This window comes from Chryseobacterium subflavum (genome assembly GCF_055762745.1).
Window position 1 is genome coordinate 330,201 of record NZ_JBVTMR010000001.1, and the last position, 17,023, is coordinate 347,223.

Genomic DNA, 17,023 nt, shown 5'->3' on the forward strand with positions numbered 1-17,023 from the left:
GTTAAGGGGAATTATCTTTAAATCAAAAGCTGATTTTTTGTTATAAAAATAAATTTAGTCGAAGTGAGCTTCTTTTTTCTAAGGATGGAATTGTCAGGATTCCTGCAACTATACATCTTTCACAATAATAGTTGATTACATTAATGAAAAGAAGAGCTGTGCTGTAAATAGACGTTGCTTAATCTGATTTTTGTAATTTTAAAAGGCAGTTTTCTTTGTGGAAAACTGCCTTCCAACTTTTTATGTATTGTCAATTAATAATTGAGCTTATAATACTTCCAGAACCGATCTGCTATGGCTGAAGGCCTGGAAACTGAACTTTCCGTGATATTTTCCTATGCCGGAAGTTCCTACGCCTCCGAAAGGCAGAAAATGAGAGCCTACATGGATGATGGCGCTGTTGATTTCAGCATCACCACTTGTGGTACGGTTTAAAACATCATTGGCAAATTCTTCACTTTCAGAAAAAACATATAAAGCCAGAGGCTTGGGGCGATTGTTGATTTCTTCCAAAGCGACATCAATGTCAGTATAGGTCATGATGGGCAATATAGGACCGAAAATTTCCTGCTGCATCACCTGATCATCCCAGGTCACCTGATCCATTAAGGTTGCTTCGAAATGACGGGTTTCAGAATCATATGCTCCTCCGTAAATTACTTTTTCTGGTGCAGCGTCCAGATAACCTGCAAGATGTTTGATCTGGTTGGTATTAACGATTTTTCCTATTTTTCCTAAAGATCCTTCAGGATAAGTCGTTTTAAGGTAAGCTATAAATTTATTTATAAAGCTGTCTTTTACAGATTCATGGATGTAAATATAATCAGGGGCTACACAGGTCTGCCCACAATTGATCCATTTTCCATAGGAAATTCTGGACACAGCTTTATCGAGGTCAGCATCTTTGTGTACTATTGTTGGTGATTTGCCTCCCAACTCCAGAGTAAGCGGAATCAGCTGTTCTGCGGCGGCTTTCATGACAATCTTACCTACATTGGGGCTTCCCGTAAAGAATATATAATCGAAAGGAAGACTTAATAGCAATGTATTTTCCTCTATAGCTCCCTGGAATACTTTAACATAGGACTCATCAAAAGCTTCATCTATAATTTTCTCGATTACCTTTGCCACATGAGGAGTGTTTTCAGAAGGTTTGATAATTGCTGTATTTCCGGCAATCAATGCACCGATCAACGGACTGAAAGTAAGCTGTACAGGATAATTGAAAGGCCCTATAATATAATTTACACCATAAGGCTGATATGTTATTTTGCTCACAATTTTTGCTCCTGAAGGATGAGGTTTGGATTCTACCGGAGTGGGTTTTGCCCATTCATCAATGTTTTCCAGTAAATAATCCAGTTCACTGGATACGATCTGAATTTCTACATATTCTGCCTCTTTTCTGCTTTTTCCCAGGTCAATATCCAAAGCTTCACATAATGCATCCGTGTGGTTAAGAAATACTTCACGAAATTTTCTTAGCTGCTCCTTTCTGAATTCAATATTTTTGGTCTTATTGGTTTTAAAAAATGCCTTTTGCTTTTCAAAAACCTCCTTAATTTTTTGTTCTGATTCTGGTGTCATAGTACTATTTTATAATGATCTATTAATCTTGGTGAAAGTTTTATCTAAATTATTCATTTTAAACTGATATCAGATAAAGGCTCCACGATTAATTTAAGACTCAGCCGTTGTTACACTTAAATTAACTTCAATATTTCCTCTGGTTGCATTAGAATAAGGACAAACCTGATGTGCTTTTTCAATTAAAGAGCGGGCCTCTTCCATAGATACTCCTGGAATATTAGCATGTAAATCAACTGCGAGACCAAAGCCTCCATTTTCAATCTGTCCAAGACTTACTTTTGCTGTAACGGTAGTTTCTCCTGTTTTTATCCTATTCTGTTTGATGACCAGGTTGAGGGCACTGTCAAAGCATGCCGAATATCCCGCAGCAAATAACATCTCCGGATTAGCGTAATCATCATTTGTACCACCAAGCCCCTTTGGCATTCTTACTTCAAGATCCAATACTTCGTTTTCGCTTTTTACATGTCCGTTTCTTCCTCCTGTGGCTATAGCGCCAATACTATACAATACTTTCATAATGTGAGTTTATTTTTTGTTTTTTGATACAACAAATGTATTGCTAAAAATTAAATTGCACACAATTTAATTGATGAATTACGTAAATAAGATTATTGACAGAGACTATAATTACGAGATCTTAAGCGGATTGTTCTGTTTTTGAAAATTATTTTAATCAATAGATCATCTTAAATTTCCTTGAATTGAGAGAAGATTTTTTATCTTTGAGGCATGAATTGGGAGAACATTGCCGGACAAGACAATCTGAAAAAACTTCTTAAAGATAGCATTGCAGAAAACAGAGTAAGCCACGCCCAGCTTTTCATTGGAAAGGAAGGATATGGTACATTTCCTCTGGCTTTAGCTTATGCAAAAGAAATCCTGCAGGGCGAAAATGAGCATGCCGCTTCAAAAGTGGAACACCTAAATCATTTGGACCTGCACTTTAGTTTTCCGGTATATACGGATAACAAGAACTCTTTAAGTAAAAATAAGTTTGAGGATTTTCGCGAAATGATCCTGGCTTTTCCCTACGCAAGCTATGATGACTGGACTGCTTTTCTGGATTCTGAAAACAAACAGCTTTTTATTTCAGCTGATGAAATAGATGATCAGAACCAGAAATTTTCTCTTAAGAGTTTTGAAGGCGGAACAAAAATTCTCATTGTATGGAGAGCAGATAAAATGAATGTAGCGGCATCCAATAAATTTTTGAAATTCCTGGAAGAGCCACCTGCTAAAACCATTATCCTGCTTACTGCAGAAAATTCAAACGATATTTTACCCACCATACTTTCCAGAACACAGATTGTAGAAGTTCCCAGACTTAACGATACGGATATTGCAACCTATCTTCGGAACAACTTTTCAGTATCTGATGAGCAGTCCAGGGAAATTGTTCATGAAGCTCAGGGAAATCTGAATGACGCTGTAAAACTTTTAAAATCGGGGAATAAAAATGAAGAGTTCGAACGACTTTTCATCCAATGGGTTCGGGATGCATTCCAGGTAAAAAAGAGGCCGGAATTTCTTAAAAATATCATCCTTTGGGCAAGAGAGATAGCCGGGTGGAATCGTGAGAAGCAGAAAAACTTTCTGAATTATTGTTCTGAAATATTCAGATTAGCTTTACTGCAAAACTATCAATCTGAGGATCTGGTGTATAAAAAGATCAATGCCAATGGTTTTAACTGGGCTGGATTTTCTAAATTTATCAGTGGTGCCAATATTGAAAATATTCTTGAAGAAGTAAGTACTGCCGATCTGCATTTAACAAGAAACGGGAATCCTAAAATCATATGGACAGACCTCGGAATAAAGCTATCCAGATATATTCATAAAACAACATAAAATTTTAAAATAAGATATGAGTCCGGTATAATCCGGACTTTTTTGTTTTGAAAAAGGAATGGTAAAGTGTTTCTTAGATACTTTTATTAGAATAAAAGCAAACAAATAATTATGATAAAAGAAGGAAGGCAGATTTCAATTTTAAATAATTCCAATTATTTACATCATTTTTTGAAGATTCTTTCTTCGGCCAATGCTGTATTTTTGACAATTTTTACCTGAAAAAATTAAATCAAATATTTAAATAGTTAATTAATTATGAATTTATTTATAATAATTAGTATTTTTATTTAATCAAAATGTATTAGTTTACAGTAAGTTATATTAAGTAAAATTAAAAATACATTAAAAAATCAATCAATCGTTTGATTCTTTACAAAACTTGTGTAAATTTGCAGCCTGAAAAATTAGCAGTGACATGATTTCAAAAGAAGAAAATATATTATTTGCTGCAGAAAAGCTTTTTGCTGAAAAAGGTTTTGACGGGACTTCTACAAGGGAAATCTCAAAGGCAGCGAATGTAAATATTTCTATGATCTCTTATTATTTTGGCTCAAAAGAAAAACTTTACGAGAAATTGGTAGAATACAGAATGAATGAAAGCCAGTTTTTTTCAAAAGATATTCTAGAGAGAACAGATATTAATGAATGGGAGAAAATAGAAAAGATAGTGGACGTGTTTTCAGGAAAGGTAAGAAATAACAGATGCTTTTACCGGATTATGCAGCGTGAGCAGCTCCATGCGGAGAACCCACAAATTGTAGAATTCCTGAAGCAAACAAAAATGGGCTTTCTTTCCATGTACTCACAGATTTTAAAGAGTGGTTTGGAAAAAGGCATTTTTACCAAGAACCCCCTTATTTATTTGTTACATACTACAGTTAGCGGGACGTTATTTTACGCTTCCAATGCTAAAGAAATGTATAAAGAATTCCTGAATAATAAGGAGGACGAAGAAGCTTTCGATGAAAAATACTACACAGAACTTAATAAACATATAAAATATTTACTAAAAGACCTTTTGGGTTATGAAGAAAATAAATAATTCCGTTATTGCACTTTCACTATTTATAGGAATTGCTAACATAAATGCTCAGGAGAAAAAACAACTCAGCCTTGATGAAGCTGTGAGGTTAGGTATCCAAAACAGCAAGAATCTAAAGATCGATGCCGCTAAAATAGAAGAAGCGACAGCCGACCTTTTAGAAGCAAAAAATAAACAGCTGCCGGATTTTAAGCTTTCGGGGCAGTACATGCGTTTAACGAATGCTAAAGTAGATGTAAAATTTCTGAACGAATCCGGATCAGGTGGTGGAGTAGCCTCACCGAAGTCTGTATTTTTAGGTCAGGCTAATTTATCTATGCCTATTTATGCTGGAGGAAGAATAAAATATGGAATTGAGTCTGCAAAATATCTGGTGGAGGCATCCAAACTAAGCACGGAAAATGATAAAACTGCCATCGCTTACAATGTTGCCCAGGCTTACAATAATTTGTTTAAGGCCAACCAATCGATCAAGGTTTTAGAAGAAAACCTTACAGCTTCCAATCAAAGAGATGAGACTTTTCTTAAAATGGAAAATAACGGATTGATCGCAAGAAATGACCGTTTAAAAGCAAATCTTCAAACCTCAGATATTGAATTGCAGCTATTGGAAGCCAAAAATAACTACAATATTGCAAACATCAATATGGACCTGTTACTAGGAATTCCTGAAACAACAATTATTGAAGTGGATCCCAATTATATAGATGAAGCTGAGGATGCTAAGCCTGTGGATTACTATCTGAATGAGGCTCAGCAAAATCGTAAAGATCTACAAGCCTTAAGCCAGCAAAGAAGGGCTGCAGAGTTGGGAAGTAGAGCTGCAAAAGCTGAAAACTTACCTACCATTGCATTAACAGGAGGGTATATTGCAGCAGATGCACCCAACTTTTTAACGGTTTACAATGCAGTAAACGTAGGCATAGGGATACAGTATAATCTGGCTAATATCTGGAAGAAGAATTCATCTTTGAGACAATCCAAGGCGAGAGAAAAACAACTGGAAGCAAGCAATGAACTTTTAAATGACAATATAAAGCTTGATGTAAACAGAGAATATCAAAATACAAACTATTCTAAGCAAAGGATTGCTGTATTTGAAAAATCTGCTATTCAGGCTAATGAAAACTATAGAATTACTAAAAATAAGTTCGATAATGGTTTAGCCACCATGACCGAACTCCTGGATGCAGATGCTGCTCAGATCTCAGCCAATGTAGGAGTGATCAATGCAAAAGCAGATGCCGCATTAGCTTACAGAAAACTATTACAAACTACAGGAACTTTAACAATTAAATAAAAGAATAATACCACAATGGAAAATAATAAAACAGAACAAGCAGAGAACTTAGAACCAAAAAAGAAGAAAAGTTTAGTTTTCCCTATCATTTTAGCGGTTGTGTTAATCGGAGGTGGAATTTATGGATATAGAACTTATTCTTACGGACAGGTGCATGAAGAAACGGATGACGCCCAGATTGCATCCAATATGAGTCCTGTAATTTCTAAAGTATCAGGATATGTAAAAGAGATAAAAGTAAAAGATAATCAGTTTGTAAAAAAAGGAGATACTCTGGTTATTTTAGATAGCAGAGACCAGAAAATGGCATTAGAGCAAGCCGAAGCAGCATTGGCAACAGCAAAAAGTAATATTTCAACTGCTCAGGCTACTACAACAGCTACTTCTAAAAACATCGGAAGCTCTGAAGCTGCTGTAGCAACAGCAAATGCCCAGATCGAAGCTGCAAAAGTAAATGTCTGGAAAACTTCTTCTGACCTGAAAAGATATGCTAATCTTGTAAAGGATCATTCCATTACAGAACAACAATATGAGCAGGCGCTTGCTGCAAAACAATCCGCAGATAAGCAGTTGCAGGTTTTAGTGGAGCAGAGAAATCAGATCGCTCAGCAGACAGGTATTGCTTCTTCTCAGACTGCAGCTAGTTCTCAACAGATAAGTGTAGCCAATTCAGTGGCACAACAAAGACAGGTAGATGTGGAAAATGCAAGATTAAACTTGTCTTACACGATTATTTTGGCTTCTGAAGACGGATATGTAGGAAAAGTTCCGATTCAGGTTGGACAATATCTTCAAGCAGGTGCGCAGTTATTCAGTGTAGTGAAAAATGACCAGAAATGGGTGGTTGCGAACTTTAAAGAAACTCAGGTTGACAAAATGGTTGAGGGACAAAAAGTGAAAATAGAAATTGATGCTTTCCCTGATCAGGAATTTGAAGGGGTTGTAAGCTCTTTCTCACCTGCAACCGGTGCTACATTCTCTATCCTGCCTCCGGATAATGCAAGTGGTAACTTCGTAAAAGTGGTACAAAGACTTCCTGTAAAAATTGATTTTGTAAAACTGGATCCGAATATCGCTAAAAAACTGAGAACAGGAATGAATGTGAAAGCTGAAGTTTCGCTAAAATAAATATGTAAAATGTATTGATGTAGAATGTTTTTATGATTTAGATAGATTACGCAAACATAATAACGGGTTTGTTTTCAATTGAGAAATCTTTAATCTTTAAATTTCTCAATCCTTAAATCAATCATTTCACATTCATACAATTGTACATCACACAAAATTAACTATGCAAGATTCATTAGTAGAATATGGAGCCCGGAGAGTGATCATTACGATCACAGCTATTCTTTGTGCTCTGCTTGAAATTGTGGATTCCACGATTGTAAACGTTGCCCTCAATGAAATGAAAGGTAACCTGGGATCTACACTTTCTGAAGTGGGTTGGGTAATTACGGCTTATGCTATAGGTAACGTAATTATCGTACCAATGACGAGCTGGCTGTCACAGCAGTTCGGACGTCGGAATTATTTTGCAGCCTCTATTATCATCTTTACCATATTTTCATTTTTATGTGGAAATGCAACCAATATCTGGGAACTGGTATTCTTCAGATTATGCCAGGGTATTGGTGGAGGCGCATTATTGGTAACCTCACAGACCATTATCACGGAATCATATCCTGTTGAAAAAAGAAGTATGGCTCAGGCGATTTATGGTTTAGGGGTAATCATTGGTCCAACTTTGGGACCACCGTTAGGAGGATATATTGTAGATAACTTTAGCTGGCCTTATATTTTCTATATCAATATTCCAATTGGTATTGCAGCAACTCTGATGACTTTACAATTTGTAAAAAGTCCCAAATATGCCGAGAAGAGAAAAGCTTCTGATGTCGACTGGCTTGGAATTGCCCTGTTAGCCGTTACTGTGGGTTCTTTACAGTTTATCCTGGAAAGAGGTCATGAAGAAGACTGGTTTGCAAGCGGAATGATCGTTACCTTTACCGTAACCGCTGTATTAGGATTTATACTGTTTCTCTGGAGGGAGCTTACCTTTAAATTTCCTATTGTTGAATTAAGGGTTCTGAAGAACAGTAATTTAAGGATCGGAACGGCGATGTCTTTTGTATTAGGATTTGGGCTGTATGGGTCTACATTTATTGTCCCTTTATACACTCAAAGTATCTTAGGCTGGACTGCCCTGCAATCGGGTGCATTGATGATCCCTGCAGCATTAACTACTGCCTTCATGATGCCTATCATCGGGAGATTGCTTTCTAAAGGAGCTAAGCAGCAGATTCTGGTTTCCTTAGGATTGTTCATTTTCTTTGTTTATAGTTTCTGGGGATATAAGATCCTTACACCAGACACCAGTAAAGAAGCCTTTTTCTGGATGTTGATTGTAAGAGGAGCCGGATTAGGACTCTTGTTCATACCGATTACTTCCTTGTCGCTAAGTACATTGAAAGGTCAGGAAATTGGACAGGGTGCAGCTTTTACGGGGATGATGAGACAGTTGGGTGGTTCTTTTGGTATTGCTGCCATTACAACCTTTATTGCCAATGCAAGTCAGAAGTACAGGGTGAATCTTATTACCCATCTCGATAGTGATAGTTTTGAGGTTCAGCAGCGTTTAGCAACACTGAAAGCAAGTTTTATCTCCAAAGGGATGACTCCTGATGCTGCATTGAATGCGGCCTATAAAATGCTTGATCTTTCAGTAACAAAACAGGCAACGGTACTGTCTTATATGGATGTTTTCCTTTATTTAGGGGTAGCCTTCCTGATTTGTATACCATTTATCCTCTTCGTGAAAGAGCGAAAAAGTAAAGAAAAAATAGATTTGAGTGAAGCCATGCACTAAATTTAAATTAAAAATACCTCCGGAATCCGGAGGTATTTTTTTATGCTGAAAAGTTTAAAGATCAGCAAACCATTCAGCTCCGCTGATGTCAATCAGCTTTACGCGATGGATCATATTTCTTTTGTCTGAGATATCTTCAATATTGAATTTGAGATCTGCCTTGGCTCCAAGCGGAATGATCAGACTGTGTTTCCCTGGCTTTACCCTGGCTACATAATGATTCTGAATATTTTCCGATTGCAGTTCCGAAAGTTCTTTCTGGGTCAATGCTTTTAAAATTATCCCATCTTTATCTAAAATATGAATACCGATCAGAAACGAACCGTAGACGTCAGCACCCTCGGTTCTGTATACCTCAAAATGAATGGTATTACGGTTAAGGGAAAGATTTGAAATCTCAACTTTGGGTTGAACTGATTTATTGTGCAAAGTTCCCCAGACTCCTCCATGAAAATATTGATTGGTAAAGAGGGTAAGTCCCATAATAAAAACAGAACCTGTAAGCACAAAATATCTGGGATTCCGGATAGGGAGATGACCTGAGGCGAGCCATGGGAACCATTTTTTAGAAGTGAAACTGATCTTCTTCTTCTTTAAAAAGTAATCATCCAGAGAAAAAGGACCACTGCCTGTAAGAAATAATGTGAACCCACCCGCAATTCCCAGAACACCGATTTGCCATTCGTCCAGACATGTTGTTCCCAGCCAGCCTGATCCCAGAAGAATTCCTAAAGCCAGTCCAAAAATTCCAATGCTCATGAGACGGGTAAACAATCCAAAAATGACCGCTAGTCCTACAATCGCTTCTATGATGGTAAAAACTACCATAGAGGTGTGCAATGCATCGGGATGAGTAACAAGGTATTCTATAGCTGGTTTGATCCCCAAAGCATTGGGCAGGAAATGATTGAATTTTTCGCCGATATATCCTTTTACTTCGGGATCCAGTTTATTTTCCAGGACCAGACGCCGCCAAAAAGCTGAAAAGTAAGTCCATCCGATGACCATACGGATAGATAATGTATATAAACCAGCATGATCTTTAAGCTGGCAAGTTGTATTTTTCATTGAATGTATATTTTACTGAATAATTAAAATTAAAAATGACCGGAGGTAATCTCCTGTGCTATATCCAATTTTAATTGTTGAAATAAAATATACCTTGGTGGGCTATTTCCTGAAGTTGTTCCGGAATAGGTATTGCAAATTTGTTTACCTTCTTTTAAAGGATGTAAGCAAGTATGCAAATAAAATAAAAAGCCTTTTACCGATTTGGATTGTATTGATGAAATAAGTGTTTTCTGTGATGAGTTCGTAATCAAACTATCACAGCTGAAAGCGGGATTGGAAGTAACTCTTACCTTATTTAAAGGGCTGATATATTGGATATCGAAAATACCTAACAGGTCCCTTTTTACAGAACAGGGAGATAATGAAAACATCAAAACAAGCATGATAATGATTGTTTTGTAGGTTCTCGTATGTATTTTGTAGTCCTGCATGATCTGCAAAACTAAGTTTTTATAATGGAATGAAAGAATTTAATGCAGATGCTCAACCATAAATTTTAAAAACTCATCCTGCTGGTCTACAAATAAATAGTGAGAGCAGTTGTCAATAAGATCGAAGTTCTCTTTTCCTACTATTGTTTGAAGATCATTGATCTGCTTTTCAGAAAATATAGCATCATTCTTTCCATAGACCGCAAAGATAGGGACATCCTTCTTTTTTATATTTTTTAAAACACTGATATTATTAAGATTATTCCGGCTTTCATTTTTATAGAATTTCAGAGGTGAATCAGGGTTTCTGTAATTCTTTTTATAAAAATCACCTGCTTCGTATTCATTTCTGAGCTGCCGGCTTTTGGGTGTTGGATTGGGCATGGAAAAGAAATTCATATCACCCGCAATATTATAGCAGCTTTTTCTGTATTCTGCGGAGTTTTTCGGTAAACCTTGAATGTCTGTAATCTGCTTTAATTTTGATGGATCATCCTTAAATTTTTCTCTAGCTTCTTTCAGGATATGATCATAAGTTTCCTGTTGCGAAAACAAAGCACCTGCAAGCGTTAATGAGCTTACTTTTTGAGGATATTGATTCGTAAATAAAGTCGCTATGATCCCCCCAAAACTATGTCCCAGAATATTTGCTTTATTCAGACCATACAGTTTGTAAATATTGAGCAAATCATCAAAACTTTCTTTAAAAGTCATTGTTGCCTGGTCATCTTTCGATCGTCCTTCACCACGTCTGTCATAAACAATTACATAAAACCCTTTATTAGCTAATGCCTCAGCTGTAGTTCCTTCAAATAATGTAGCATTTCCGCTGGGTCCGCCATGAATAAAAATAACAGGTGGATTTTCCTTGTTTCCGTAATCCCTGGAGTAAATTGCCTGTGCATTCAATGAGCATACAAATAAGAGGAAAAGAACTGAAATAACCTGTTTCATAATTCGGATATAAATATAAGAAGATGGGTAAAGATAAAATAATTAGTAATAAAGAAGTATTACATTTTCCTGTCATTTAATTTATGATAAAAAATTCTGTAATTCGTCAAAATAGCTACAACGATACTCAATATGGCTACTTTTAATTTTTAATTTCTAAAGACCTTTGTATCATAAAATCAGAACAATGCAAAAAACAATTTTTATCACAGGAGCTTCATCTGGATTAGGGAAAGCAACAGCTCAGCTATTTCAAAGCCAGGGATGGAATGTCATTGCGACCATGAGAAACCCCGAAAATGAAACTGAACTCACAGCATTAGAAAATGTTTCCGTTATCGGACTGGACGTTACCGATAAAGAACAGCTGGAATCAACGATTGCAAAGGTTCTTTCCGAAACGGAGATTCATGTGGTTGTGAATAATGCCGGATATGGTTTGGTAGGCCCTTTAGAAGCCTTTACAGATGAACAGATTAAAAAACAGATTGAAACCAATCTCATGGGAGTAATCCGGATTACAAAGACTTTTACTCCTTACTTCAGAGAAAGAAAAGAAGGGGTATTGATTAATATCACATCCAGTTTCGGTTTAATGGGTTTTCCTACATGCTCTATTTATAGTGCGACAAAATTTGCAGTAGACGGTTTCTCAGAAAGTATGGGTTACGAGCTGGCTCAATTCGGGGTTCAGGTTAAAGTAGTGGCTCCGGGAGGAATACAAACGGATTTTGCTGGCCGTTCATTAGATGGAGCCCAGCATAGCGCGTATCGCCAATTGACAGAAAAAGTACAGGAAGGCTATAGTCCGGATCAGGTATCCAATTACTCAAAACCGGAAGATATTGCCCACGTTATTTATGAAGCGGCAACTGATGGTAAAGATCAGCTGAGGTATGTTGCCGGCAAAGATGCTAATGCCCTTTACAATGACCGGAATTCCATCGGAGTGGAAAATCATGTTCAGAAAATAAAATCCGGCTTTTTGTTTGGGGAAGAGAAGAAATTAGAGGTTAGAACTTAGATGTTAGATATTAGATGTTAGATATTAGATGTTAGATGTTGCGGGCTTTACTAATGAATTGCAATTAAATAAGTTAGAGTAAATAGCTGTAATGTTAAATATGCAAAATCTTTATTTTCACAACCTATAATTTACTACCTTCAACTATCAACTATCAACTATCAACTATCAACTATCAATTATCAATTATCAATTCATCAAATTTCACATTCCTACTGACTAACAGTTGTCACAAACCCACCTTATCTTTGTACTATGAAAACGAATCAGTCACCCGTTCATTTCCGATCTCTGTCAGCTTTACATGAAGCGATGGGACTTTCTGCACCCAAACATCCTCTTATCACAATTATCAATTATGATGAAACGTGCTTCGATCCGAAAACCTTTGAACAGGGGACAAAATCGGATTTTTACAAAATCTCATTTAAAACCAATTTCAACGGTAAAATCCGTTATGGCCAGGGATATTATGACTTTGAGGAAGGAGGCCTTTCTTTTGTTTCTCCGGGGCAGGTTCTTATTATGGAACAGGAGGAAAGGAGTTATAGTGGCATGTCCCTGCATATTCATCCGGATTTTATAAGACCATATTCTTTAATGAAAAAAATTAAAAATTACGGTTTCTTTTCTTACGCAACTTCGGAAGCATTGTATCTTTCCGAAAATGAAAAGAAAGCAATTCTCGATGTTTTTGAAAGCATTAAGAATGAATTAAATGAAAGGATAGATCAGTTTAGCCAGGATGTTATTATTTCGCAGATTGAGTTGCTGCTTACCTACAGCAATCGCTTTTATAATCGCCAGTTCATTACACGAAAGGCGGTAAATAATGACCTTCTTTCAAGGATGGAGGCTTTACTTGATGATTATTTTGATCGGGAAAAAGGTATAAAAGGACTGCCAACAGTAGAATATATTGCATCACAGCTAAATCTTACACCAAGATACCTGAGTGATATGCTCAGACACCATACAGGGCAGAACGCACAGCAACATATTCACGAAAAGCTTATTGAAAAGGCTAAAGAATATTTGTCCGAAGCTCAATTGTCAGTTTCCGAAACAGCTTATCAATTGGGGTTCGAGCATCCGCAGTCATTCAGTAAACTGTTCAAAAATAAGACAAGACAGACACCTAATCAATACAGACAATCCCTTCAAAAATCAGAATAATGGATCAGAATAATTTAGATAAGATTATAGAAAGGGCTCTTGACATCAGAGAGAAATACCACCGTCTTGAAAAGCAGCAGAACGGTAGTGAATGGACCCTGGAACAGGATGCACTTGCCTACCTTACCGATGCCGGCATTGTCGGACGGGATATTATGTCACATGAGAAAACATGGATTAAAAAAGATGCCTCTGCAGAATTGGAACATAAACTAGCGGAAAATATCTGGTGGTTGATTATCTTAGCAGATCGGACAGGTATTGATATCAAAAATGCTTTAGAGAAATTTTTAACCAAAACAGAAAATATATTTTAATGAGTTATTGTTCAGCCATAGAAAAGATGCAGCCTGAAAGCAGAAAGGCATTACACCAAAAATATCATGACTATCATTATGGATTCCCTATTCATGATGATAATGAATTATTTGGGCGCTTGGTAATGGAAATTAATCAGGCAGGATTAAGCTGGGAAACCATTCTGAAAAAAGAAGAAAGCTTCAGAAATGCCTATGATCAGTTTAATATTCAGAAAGTAGCCGCATATAGTGAAAAAGATCGTGAAAGGTTATTAAATGATAGCGGCATCATTAGAAATAAACTTAAGGTGAACGCTGCCATTGAAAATGCCAAAACAATCATTGAGCTGCAAAAAGAATTCGGATCATTTGAAAAATGGCTGGAACATCATCATCCCAAAACTTTACAGGAATGGATGAAGCTTTTTAAAAAAACATTTAAATTCACAGGTGGAGAAATCGTCAATGAATTCCTGATGAGTATTGGTTATCTGGGTGGTGCCCATACAGAAAACTGCTCTGTATACAAAACCATTCTGAAACATAATCCCATGTGGCAAAAAGGTTAAATCAGGAAGCCTGTAAAATCAATATTTTATTTTCTGATAATAACAGAAAACTCTACGAATACCCGTCTTTAGTATAGGCAGAAACTTCGGATCAATTTAGTCTATCCGAACTTACAATTTCCTTATGCTCCGTTCCCCATTGCTCAAGTTCTTTAATGATAGGCTTTAGCTTATAACCTATTGCTGTAAGTTCATACTCAACACGAGGTGGGACTTCCGCAAAAACGGTTCTTGTAATGATCTTATTTTCTTCCAGCTTCCTGAGTTGTAAGGTAAGCATACGTTCTGTAATATTGGGTAAAAGTTTCCTTAATTCCCCAAATCTCAGTTTACCATTAATCAACCAGCTGCATATAGCCAGTGACCATTGTCCACCGATAATGTTGGAAGCATAAACCTCAGAACATTCATCGGATAAGAGTTTTTTATTCTCAAAATTTGTTGATGTTTCCTTTATTTTGCTCATTACTTACTTTTTTTATAGTACAATACATTAGGTTGCTAATGTACGAAATGTAAGTGGATAGGATTATTTTTGTAACTATAAATTGCATTAAAATGAAAACATTGGTAATTGTTACCCATCCTGTAATGAAAGATTCGCTGATCAATAAAAGATGGGTGGAAGAGCTCTCTCAGTATCCTGAAAAATATACCGTTCATGATCTGTATAAGGAATATCCTGATGGTATAATTGATGTTAAGAGAGAACAGGAATTGATTGAAAGTTATGATAAAATAGTTTTTCAGTTTCCCTTTTATTGGTTCAGCAGTCCGCCGCTTTTAAAAAAATGGTTTGATGAAGTTTTAACTTATGGATGGGCATACGGAAGCAAAAGCGGATTTAAAGTAGGAGGGAAGAAGATTGCTTTGGCTATTACAGCCGGCGTGGAAGAAGAAGATTATTCTGCTTCCGGTAAATATAAATATACAATGAAAGAATTGACCAGACCTTTTGAACTCACTTTTGAATATATAAAAGCAGATTATAAAGATCTTTTTACCTATTACAACTTGGAAATTAATACTTCACAGGAATGGATAGAGAAAAGTGTCCCGGAATATCTGAAGTTTATTGATAAATTATAATAAAAAAGCTGGATCATTTAAATGATTGATGATCCGGCTTTTTCCAACTAGGTTTAAATTTTATTATTTTTTAGAATTTCTTTTATCGTAATTCCATTGTAAAAATCATAGACAAACGGATTCATAAGTATTTTATTTTATAGATATTAGAAATTCTTTAACCCACCGTCTTCGTATCTTCTTCCTTCAGTATTTTTTTCTCCTTCATCGATATCATCATTCTTTCCTTTTTGTATTTTTTCCAGTCGAATCCATTGAGGAAATCCAGTGCGGCTGAAAAACCCGCATTGAAAAGTTGTTCCTTTTCTTCCCTTTTCATAAAGAAATTAAGCCAGCTGCTGGTTCCACAATCTACGGTTTGTATGCTATACAAACGATAAAAAGTATGTTTGGTGAGGAATGATTTATCATTAAAGCCTTTCAGGGTTTCAATGATATTTCCTGCATATGAAAAAGGGGTTTTTAAGATCTGCTCGCTGGTTTTCCCCTTATCGGCATCCCCTTCGGACTTACTCGTAAGCTGTACACCAAACAGAGGCATTCTCGGATAGAATACATCATTGGCATGAAAAAGATCAATAGGGAAATTGGAAATGCTTCCCCCATCTATGAAAACACCCACAGGATAAATATCTTGCGGTTTTGTATTCATCCAGAACCTCCATGCGTATTTTACAGAATCATCATCCTTATTAATCCTCTTTTGAAAAGGTTCAAAAAAGAAAGGAACAGACATGGAAGCACGCACAAATTCAGCCGGACTGCTGTGTTTGAGTTCTTCTTCTGACCAGTATAAATTGGCCATCGTAGGCAGTTCCACCTTTATTTTAGCGTTAATATCTGTTGTAACGACAACGTATTCTGATCTTAACTGATAGAAGGGGTTATTTTTATAATGATCATTGCTGACGGCACTGTCATAAAATATTTTATACTGCGTTTCGTCTATATGTTCCAGATTAGCATTTTTTATTTCTTCTATACTTCTTAGTGCTATGGTGTAGTATTCCTGATTATTGCCGTAACGGTAATTAAGATTGAGTGCACCCTCCCTGGCAGAAAATTTCTGATTAAGGTCAGCGACCGTTTTCACACCGAAACTATCCAGAGCATCTTTCATGGTATTTAAAAATGTGTTTCCGGGATTAAGACCGCTGTTTTGCTTACGGAAATCATTATAAAACTTTTTCAGGCAGAAAAATATCAGAATCAAAGGAATAATGGGAATAAGGAAAATAAGCTTAGCCCTCCATACCGTTTCAGAGGATACCGCAAATGGGGTAATCACAAGGATGAGTAAAATAATAATGGCAATAATCGTATTTATCTTCAGGAAGTTTTTGTTATTAAGCATTGCATGGATAGTAGTCCTTACATAAGGTTTACCATCCATAAAATCTGCAAAATTCCAGTTGAATAAAATTTCTTTGATTACTTCACTTTTAGCTTCTTCTTTTGTTTTATAAGCCGCAATTAACATTGTATTGATAGCCCCGGCACTTGTACCTGCCACTTTCAGAAAACGGACACCGAATATTTCAAGACCATAGAGATAACCTACCAGTGCACTTCCCCAAACACCACCGCCTTCCTGTACAAATTCGACATATTGATGGCCTTCAGCGTCCAGTAGATCCGAGAACTCTTTGGTGGAAATATTTTCATGCAGAGCCATAAGTTTGTCTTTAGACTCTTTTGAAAGAACATTATCACCGAGAATTTTATTAAGAAGATCCGGGTTCATGGTGGTTTGGT

Annotated in this window: 17 protein-coding genes; 10 read left to right on the forward strand and 7 right to left on the reverse strand. The window is 36.4% G+C overall.

The window, feature by feature from the left end; translation table 11 throughout:
• Nucleotides 1–267: 267 nt before the first annotated feature.
• Together mdlD and AC0INN_RS01490 are read right to left on the reverse strand one after the other, a co-directional pair.
• A complete protein-coding gene (gene mdlD, locus AC0INN_RS01485; RefSeq protein ID WP_172277296.1) occupies nucleotides 268–1,587 on the reverse strand; it encodes an NAD(P)-dependent benzaldehyde dehydrogenase MdlD in 1,320 nt (439 codons plus the stop codon).
• 93 nt (nucleotides 1,588–1,680) lie between these two features.
• Nucleotides 1,681–2,109, reverse strand: coding sequence for an organic hydroperoxide resistance protein (locus tag AC0INN_RS01490; RefSeq protein ID WP_306611340.1), 429 nt, complete (start codon nucleotides 2,107–2,109; stop codon nucleotides 1,681–1,683).
• 213 nt (nucleotides 2,110–2,322) lie between these two features.
• On the opposite strand from AC0INN_RS01490, the gene AC0INN_RS01495 reads away from it, so the two are divergent.
• From AC0INN_RS01495 to AC0INN_RS01515, 5 genes are all read left to right on the forward strand, one after another.
• Nucleotides 2,323–3,441 (forward strand): DNA polymerase III subunit, encoded by a 1,119-nt coding sequence (locus AC0INN_RS01495; protein WP_306611342.1) that lies wholly within the window; start codon nucleotides 2,323–2,325, stop codon nucleotides 3,439–3,441.
• Nucleotides 3,442–3,859: 418 nt separating this feature from the next.
• A complete protein-coding gene (locus AC0INN_RS01500) occupies nucleotides 3,860–4,486 on the forward strand; it encodes a TetR/AcrR family transcriptional regulator (RefSeq protein ID WP_273647371.1) in 627 nt (208 codons plus the stop codon).
• Complete coding sequence (locus AC0INN_RS01505) at nucleotides 4,470–5,786, forward strand: TolC family protein (RefSeq protein ID WP_172277308.1); 1,317 nt, start codon at nucleotides 4,470–4,472, stop codon at nucleotides 5,784–5,786. The genes AC0INN_RS01500 and AC0INN_RS01505 overlap by 17 nt, the downstream gene beginning before the upstream one ends.
• A 15-nt stretch (nucleotides 5,787–5,801) precedes the next feature.
• Nucleotides 5,802–6,914, forward strand: a complete 1,113-nt coding sequence (locus tag AC0INN_RS01510; protein WP_273647372.1) for an HlyD family secretion protein — start codon at nucleotides 5,802–5,804, stop codon at nucleotides 6,912–6,914.
• Nucleotides 6,915–7,077: 163 nt separating this feature from the next.
• On the forward strand, nucleotides 7,078–8,655 hold the full coding sequence (locus AC0INN_RS01515) for a DHA2 family efflux MFS transporter permease subunit (RefSeq protein ID WP_172277314.1): 1,578 nt from the start codon (nucleotides 7,078–7,080) through the stop codon (nucleotides 8,653–8,655).
• A 54-nt stretch (nucleotides 8,656–8,709) separates the two neighbouring features.
• On the opposite strand, the gene AC0INN_RS01520 is transcribed toward AC0INN_RS01515, so the two are convergent.
• From AC0INN_RS01520 to AC0INN_RS01530, 3 genes are read right to left on the reverse strand one after another with little or no spacing between them, the layout of a single operon-like run.
• Entirely contained in the window at nucleotides 8,710–9,723 is a 1,014-nt protein-coding gene (locus tag AC0INN_RS01520) for a TQO small subunit DoxD (RefSeq protein ID WP_273647373.1), read from the reverse strand.
• Nucleotides 9,724–9,752: 29 nt separating this feature from the next.
• Nucleotides 9,753–10,157 (reverse strand): hypothetical protein, encoded by a 405-nt coding sequence (locus AC0INN_RS01525; protein ID WP_273647374.1) that lies wholly within the window; start codon nucleotides 10,155–10,157, stop codon nucleotides 9,753–9,755.
• A gap of 39 nt (nucleotides 10,158–10,196) precedes the next feature.
• Nucleotides 10,197–11,111 (reverse strand): alpha/beta fold hydrolase, encoded by a 915-nt coding sequence (locus AC0INN_RS01530; RefSeq protein WP_273647375.1) that lies wholly within the window; start codon nucleotides 11,109–11,111, stop codon nucleotides 10,197–10,199.
• A 187-nt stretch (nucleotides 11,112–11,298) separates the two neighbouring features.
• Here AC0INN_RS01530 and AC0INN_RS01535 point away from each other — a divergent pair, with 187 nt between their 5' ends.
• The 4 genes from AC0INN_RS01535 to AC0INN_RS01550 all read left to right on the forward strand — a co-directional run bounded on the left by AC0INN_RS01535 (nucleotide 11,299) and on the right by AC0INN_RS01550 (nucleotide 14,179).
• Complete coding sequence (locus AC0INN_RS01535) at nucleotides 11,299–12,135, forward strand: SDR family oxidoreductase (RefSeq protein ID WP_273647376.1); 837 nt, start codon at nucleotides 11,299–11,301, stop codon at nucleotides 12,133–12,135.
• 255 nt (nucleotides 12,136–12,390) lie between these two features.
• Complete coding sequence (locus tag AC0INN_RS01540) at nucleotides 12,391–13,311, forward strand: helix-turn-helix domain-containing protein (RefSeq protein WP_273647377.1); 921 nt, start codon at nucleotides 12,391–12,393, stop codon at nucleotides 13,309–13,311.
• The gene (locus AC0INN_RS01545) at nucleotides 13,311–13,628 is read left to right on the forward strand and encodes a nucleoside triphosphate pyrophosphohydrolase family protein (protein WP_273647378.1); all 318 of its coding nucleotides are present in this window, start codon (nucleotides 13,311–13,313) and stop codon (nucleotides 13,626–13,628) included. Before AC0INN_RS01540 ends, AC0INN_RS01545 begins: the two co-directional genes overlap by 1 nt.
• A complete protein-coding gene (locus AC0INN_RS01550; protein ID WP_172277335.1) occupies nucleotides 13,628–14,179 on the forward strand; it encodes a DNA-3-methyladenine glycosylase I in 552 nt (183 codons plus the stop codon). The genes AC0INN_RS01545 and AC0INN_RS01550 overlap by 1 nt, the downstream gene beginning before the upstream one ends.
• Nucleotides 14,180–14,270: 91 nt before the next feature.
• Here AC0INN_RS01550 and AC0INN_RS01555 read toward each other — a convergent pair whose 3' ends face one another.
• Nucleotides 14,271–14,645: a winged helix-turn-helix transcriptional regulator gene (locus tag AC0INN_RS01555; protein WP_273647379.1), complete on the reverse strand. Its 375-nt coding sequence runs from the start codon at nucleotides 14,643–14,645 to the stop codon at nucleotides 14,271–14,273.
• Nucleotides 14,646–14,737: 92 nt separating this feature from the next.
• Here AC0INN_RS01555 and AC0INN_RS01560 point away from each other — a divergent pair, with 92 nt between their 5' ends.
• Complete coding sequence (locus tag AC0INN_RS01560) at nucleotides 14,738–15,268, forward strand: NAD(P)H-dependent oxidoreductase (protein WP_306611352.1); 531 nt, start codon at nucleotides 14,738–14,740, stop codon at nucleotides 15,266–15,268.
• A 157-nt stretch (nucleotides 15,269–15,425) separates the two neighbouring features.
• Here the strand turns inward: AC0INN_RS01560 and AC0INN_RS01565 are convergent, their stop codons facing one another.
• Complete coding sequence (locus AC0INN_RS01565) at nucleotides 15,426–17,012, reverse strand: patatin-like phospholipase family protein (protein WP_273647381.1); 1,587 nt, start codon at nucleotides 17,010–17,012, stop codon at nucleotides 15,426–15,428.
• Nucleotides 17,013–17,023 lie beyond the last annotated feature (11 nt).

Bases quoted from the DNA above. Each gene is read 5' to 3' on its own strand.
- mdlD (WP_172277296.1), bottom strand. From the start codon at position 1,587: ATGACACCAGAATCAGAACAAAAAATTAAGGAGGTTTTTGAAAAGCAA.
- AC0INN_RS01490 (WP_306611340.1), bottom strand. From the start codon at position 2,109: ATGAAAGTATTGTATAGTATTGGCGCTATAGCCACAGGAGGAAGAAAC.
- AC0INN_RS01495 (WP_306611342.1), top strand. From the start codon at position 2,323: ATGAATTGGGAGAACATTGCCGGACAAGACAATCTGAAAAAACTTCTT.
- AC0INN_RS01500 (WP_273647371.1), top strand. From the start codon at position 3,860: ATGATTTCAAAAGAAGAAAATATATTATTTGCTGCAGAAAAGCTTTTT.
- AC0INN_RS01505 (WP_172277308.1), top strand. From the start codon at position 4,470: ATGAAGAAAATAAATAATTCCGTTATTGCACTTTCACTATTTATAGGA.
- AC0INN_RS01510 (WP_273647372.1), top strand. From the start codon at position 5,802: ATGGAAAATAATAAAACAGAACAAGCAGAGAACTTAGAACCAAAAAAG.
- AC0INN_RS01515 (WP_172277314.1), top strand. From the start codon at position 7,078: ATGCAAGATTCATTAGTAGAATATGGAGCCCGGAGAGTGATCATTACG.
- AC0INN_RS01520 (WP_273647373.1), bottom strand. From the start codon at position 9,723: ATGAAAAATACAACTTGCCAGCTTAAAGATCATGCTGGTTTATATACA.
- AC0INN_RS01525 (WP_273647374.1), bottom strand. From the start codon at position 10,157: ATGCAGGACTACAAAATACATACGAGAACCTACAAAACAATCATTATC.
- AC0INN_RS01530 (WP_273647375.1), bottom strand. From the start codon at position 11,111: ATGAAACAGGTTATTTCAGTTCTTTTCCTCTTATTTGTATGCTCATTG.
- AC0INN_RS01535 (WP_273647376.1), top strand. From the start codon at position 11,299: ATGCAAAAAACAATTTTTATCACAGGAGCTTCATCTGGATTAGGGAAA.
- AC0INN_RS01540 (WP_273647377.1), top strand. From the start codon at position 12,391: ATGAAAACGAATCAGTCACCCGTTCATTTCCGATCTCTGTCAGCTTTA.
- AC0INN_RS01545 (WP_273647378.1), top strand. From the start codon at position 13,311: ATGGATCAGAATAATTTAGATAAGATTATAGAAAGGGCTCTTGACATC.
- AC0INN_RS01550 (WP_172277335.1), top strand. From the start codon at position 13,628: ATGAGTTATTGTTCAGCCATAGAAAAGATGCAGCCTGAAAGCAGAAAG.
- AC0INN_RS01555 (WP_273647379.1), bottom strand. From the start codon at position 14,645: ATGAGCAAAATAAAGGAAACATCAACAAATTTTGAGAATAAAAAACTC.
- AC0INN_RS01560 (WP_306611352.1), top strand. From the start codon at position 14,738: ATGAAAACATTGGTAATTGTTACCCATCCTGTAATGAAAGATTCGCTG.
- AC0INN_RS01565 (WP_273647381.1), bottom strand. From the start codon at position 17,012: ATGAACCCGGATCTTCTTAATAAAATTCTCGGTGATAATGTTCTTTCA.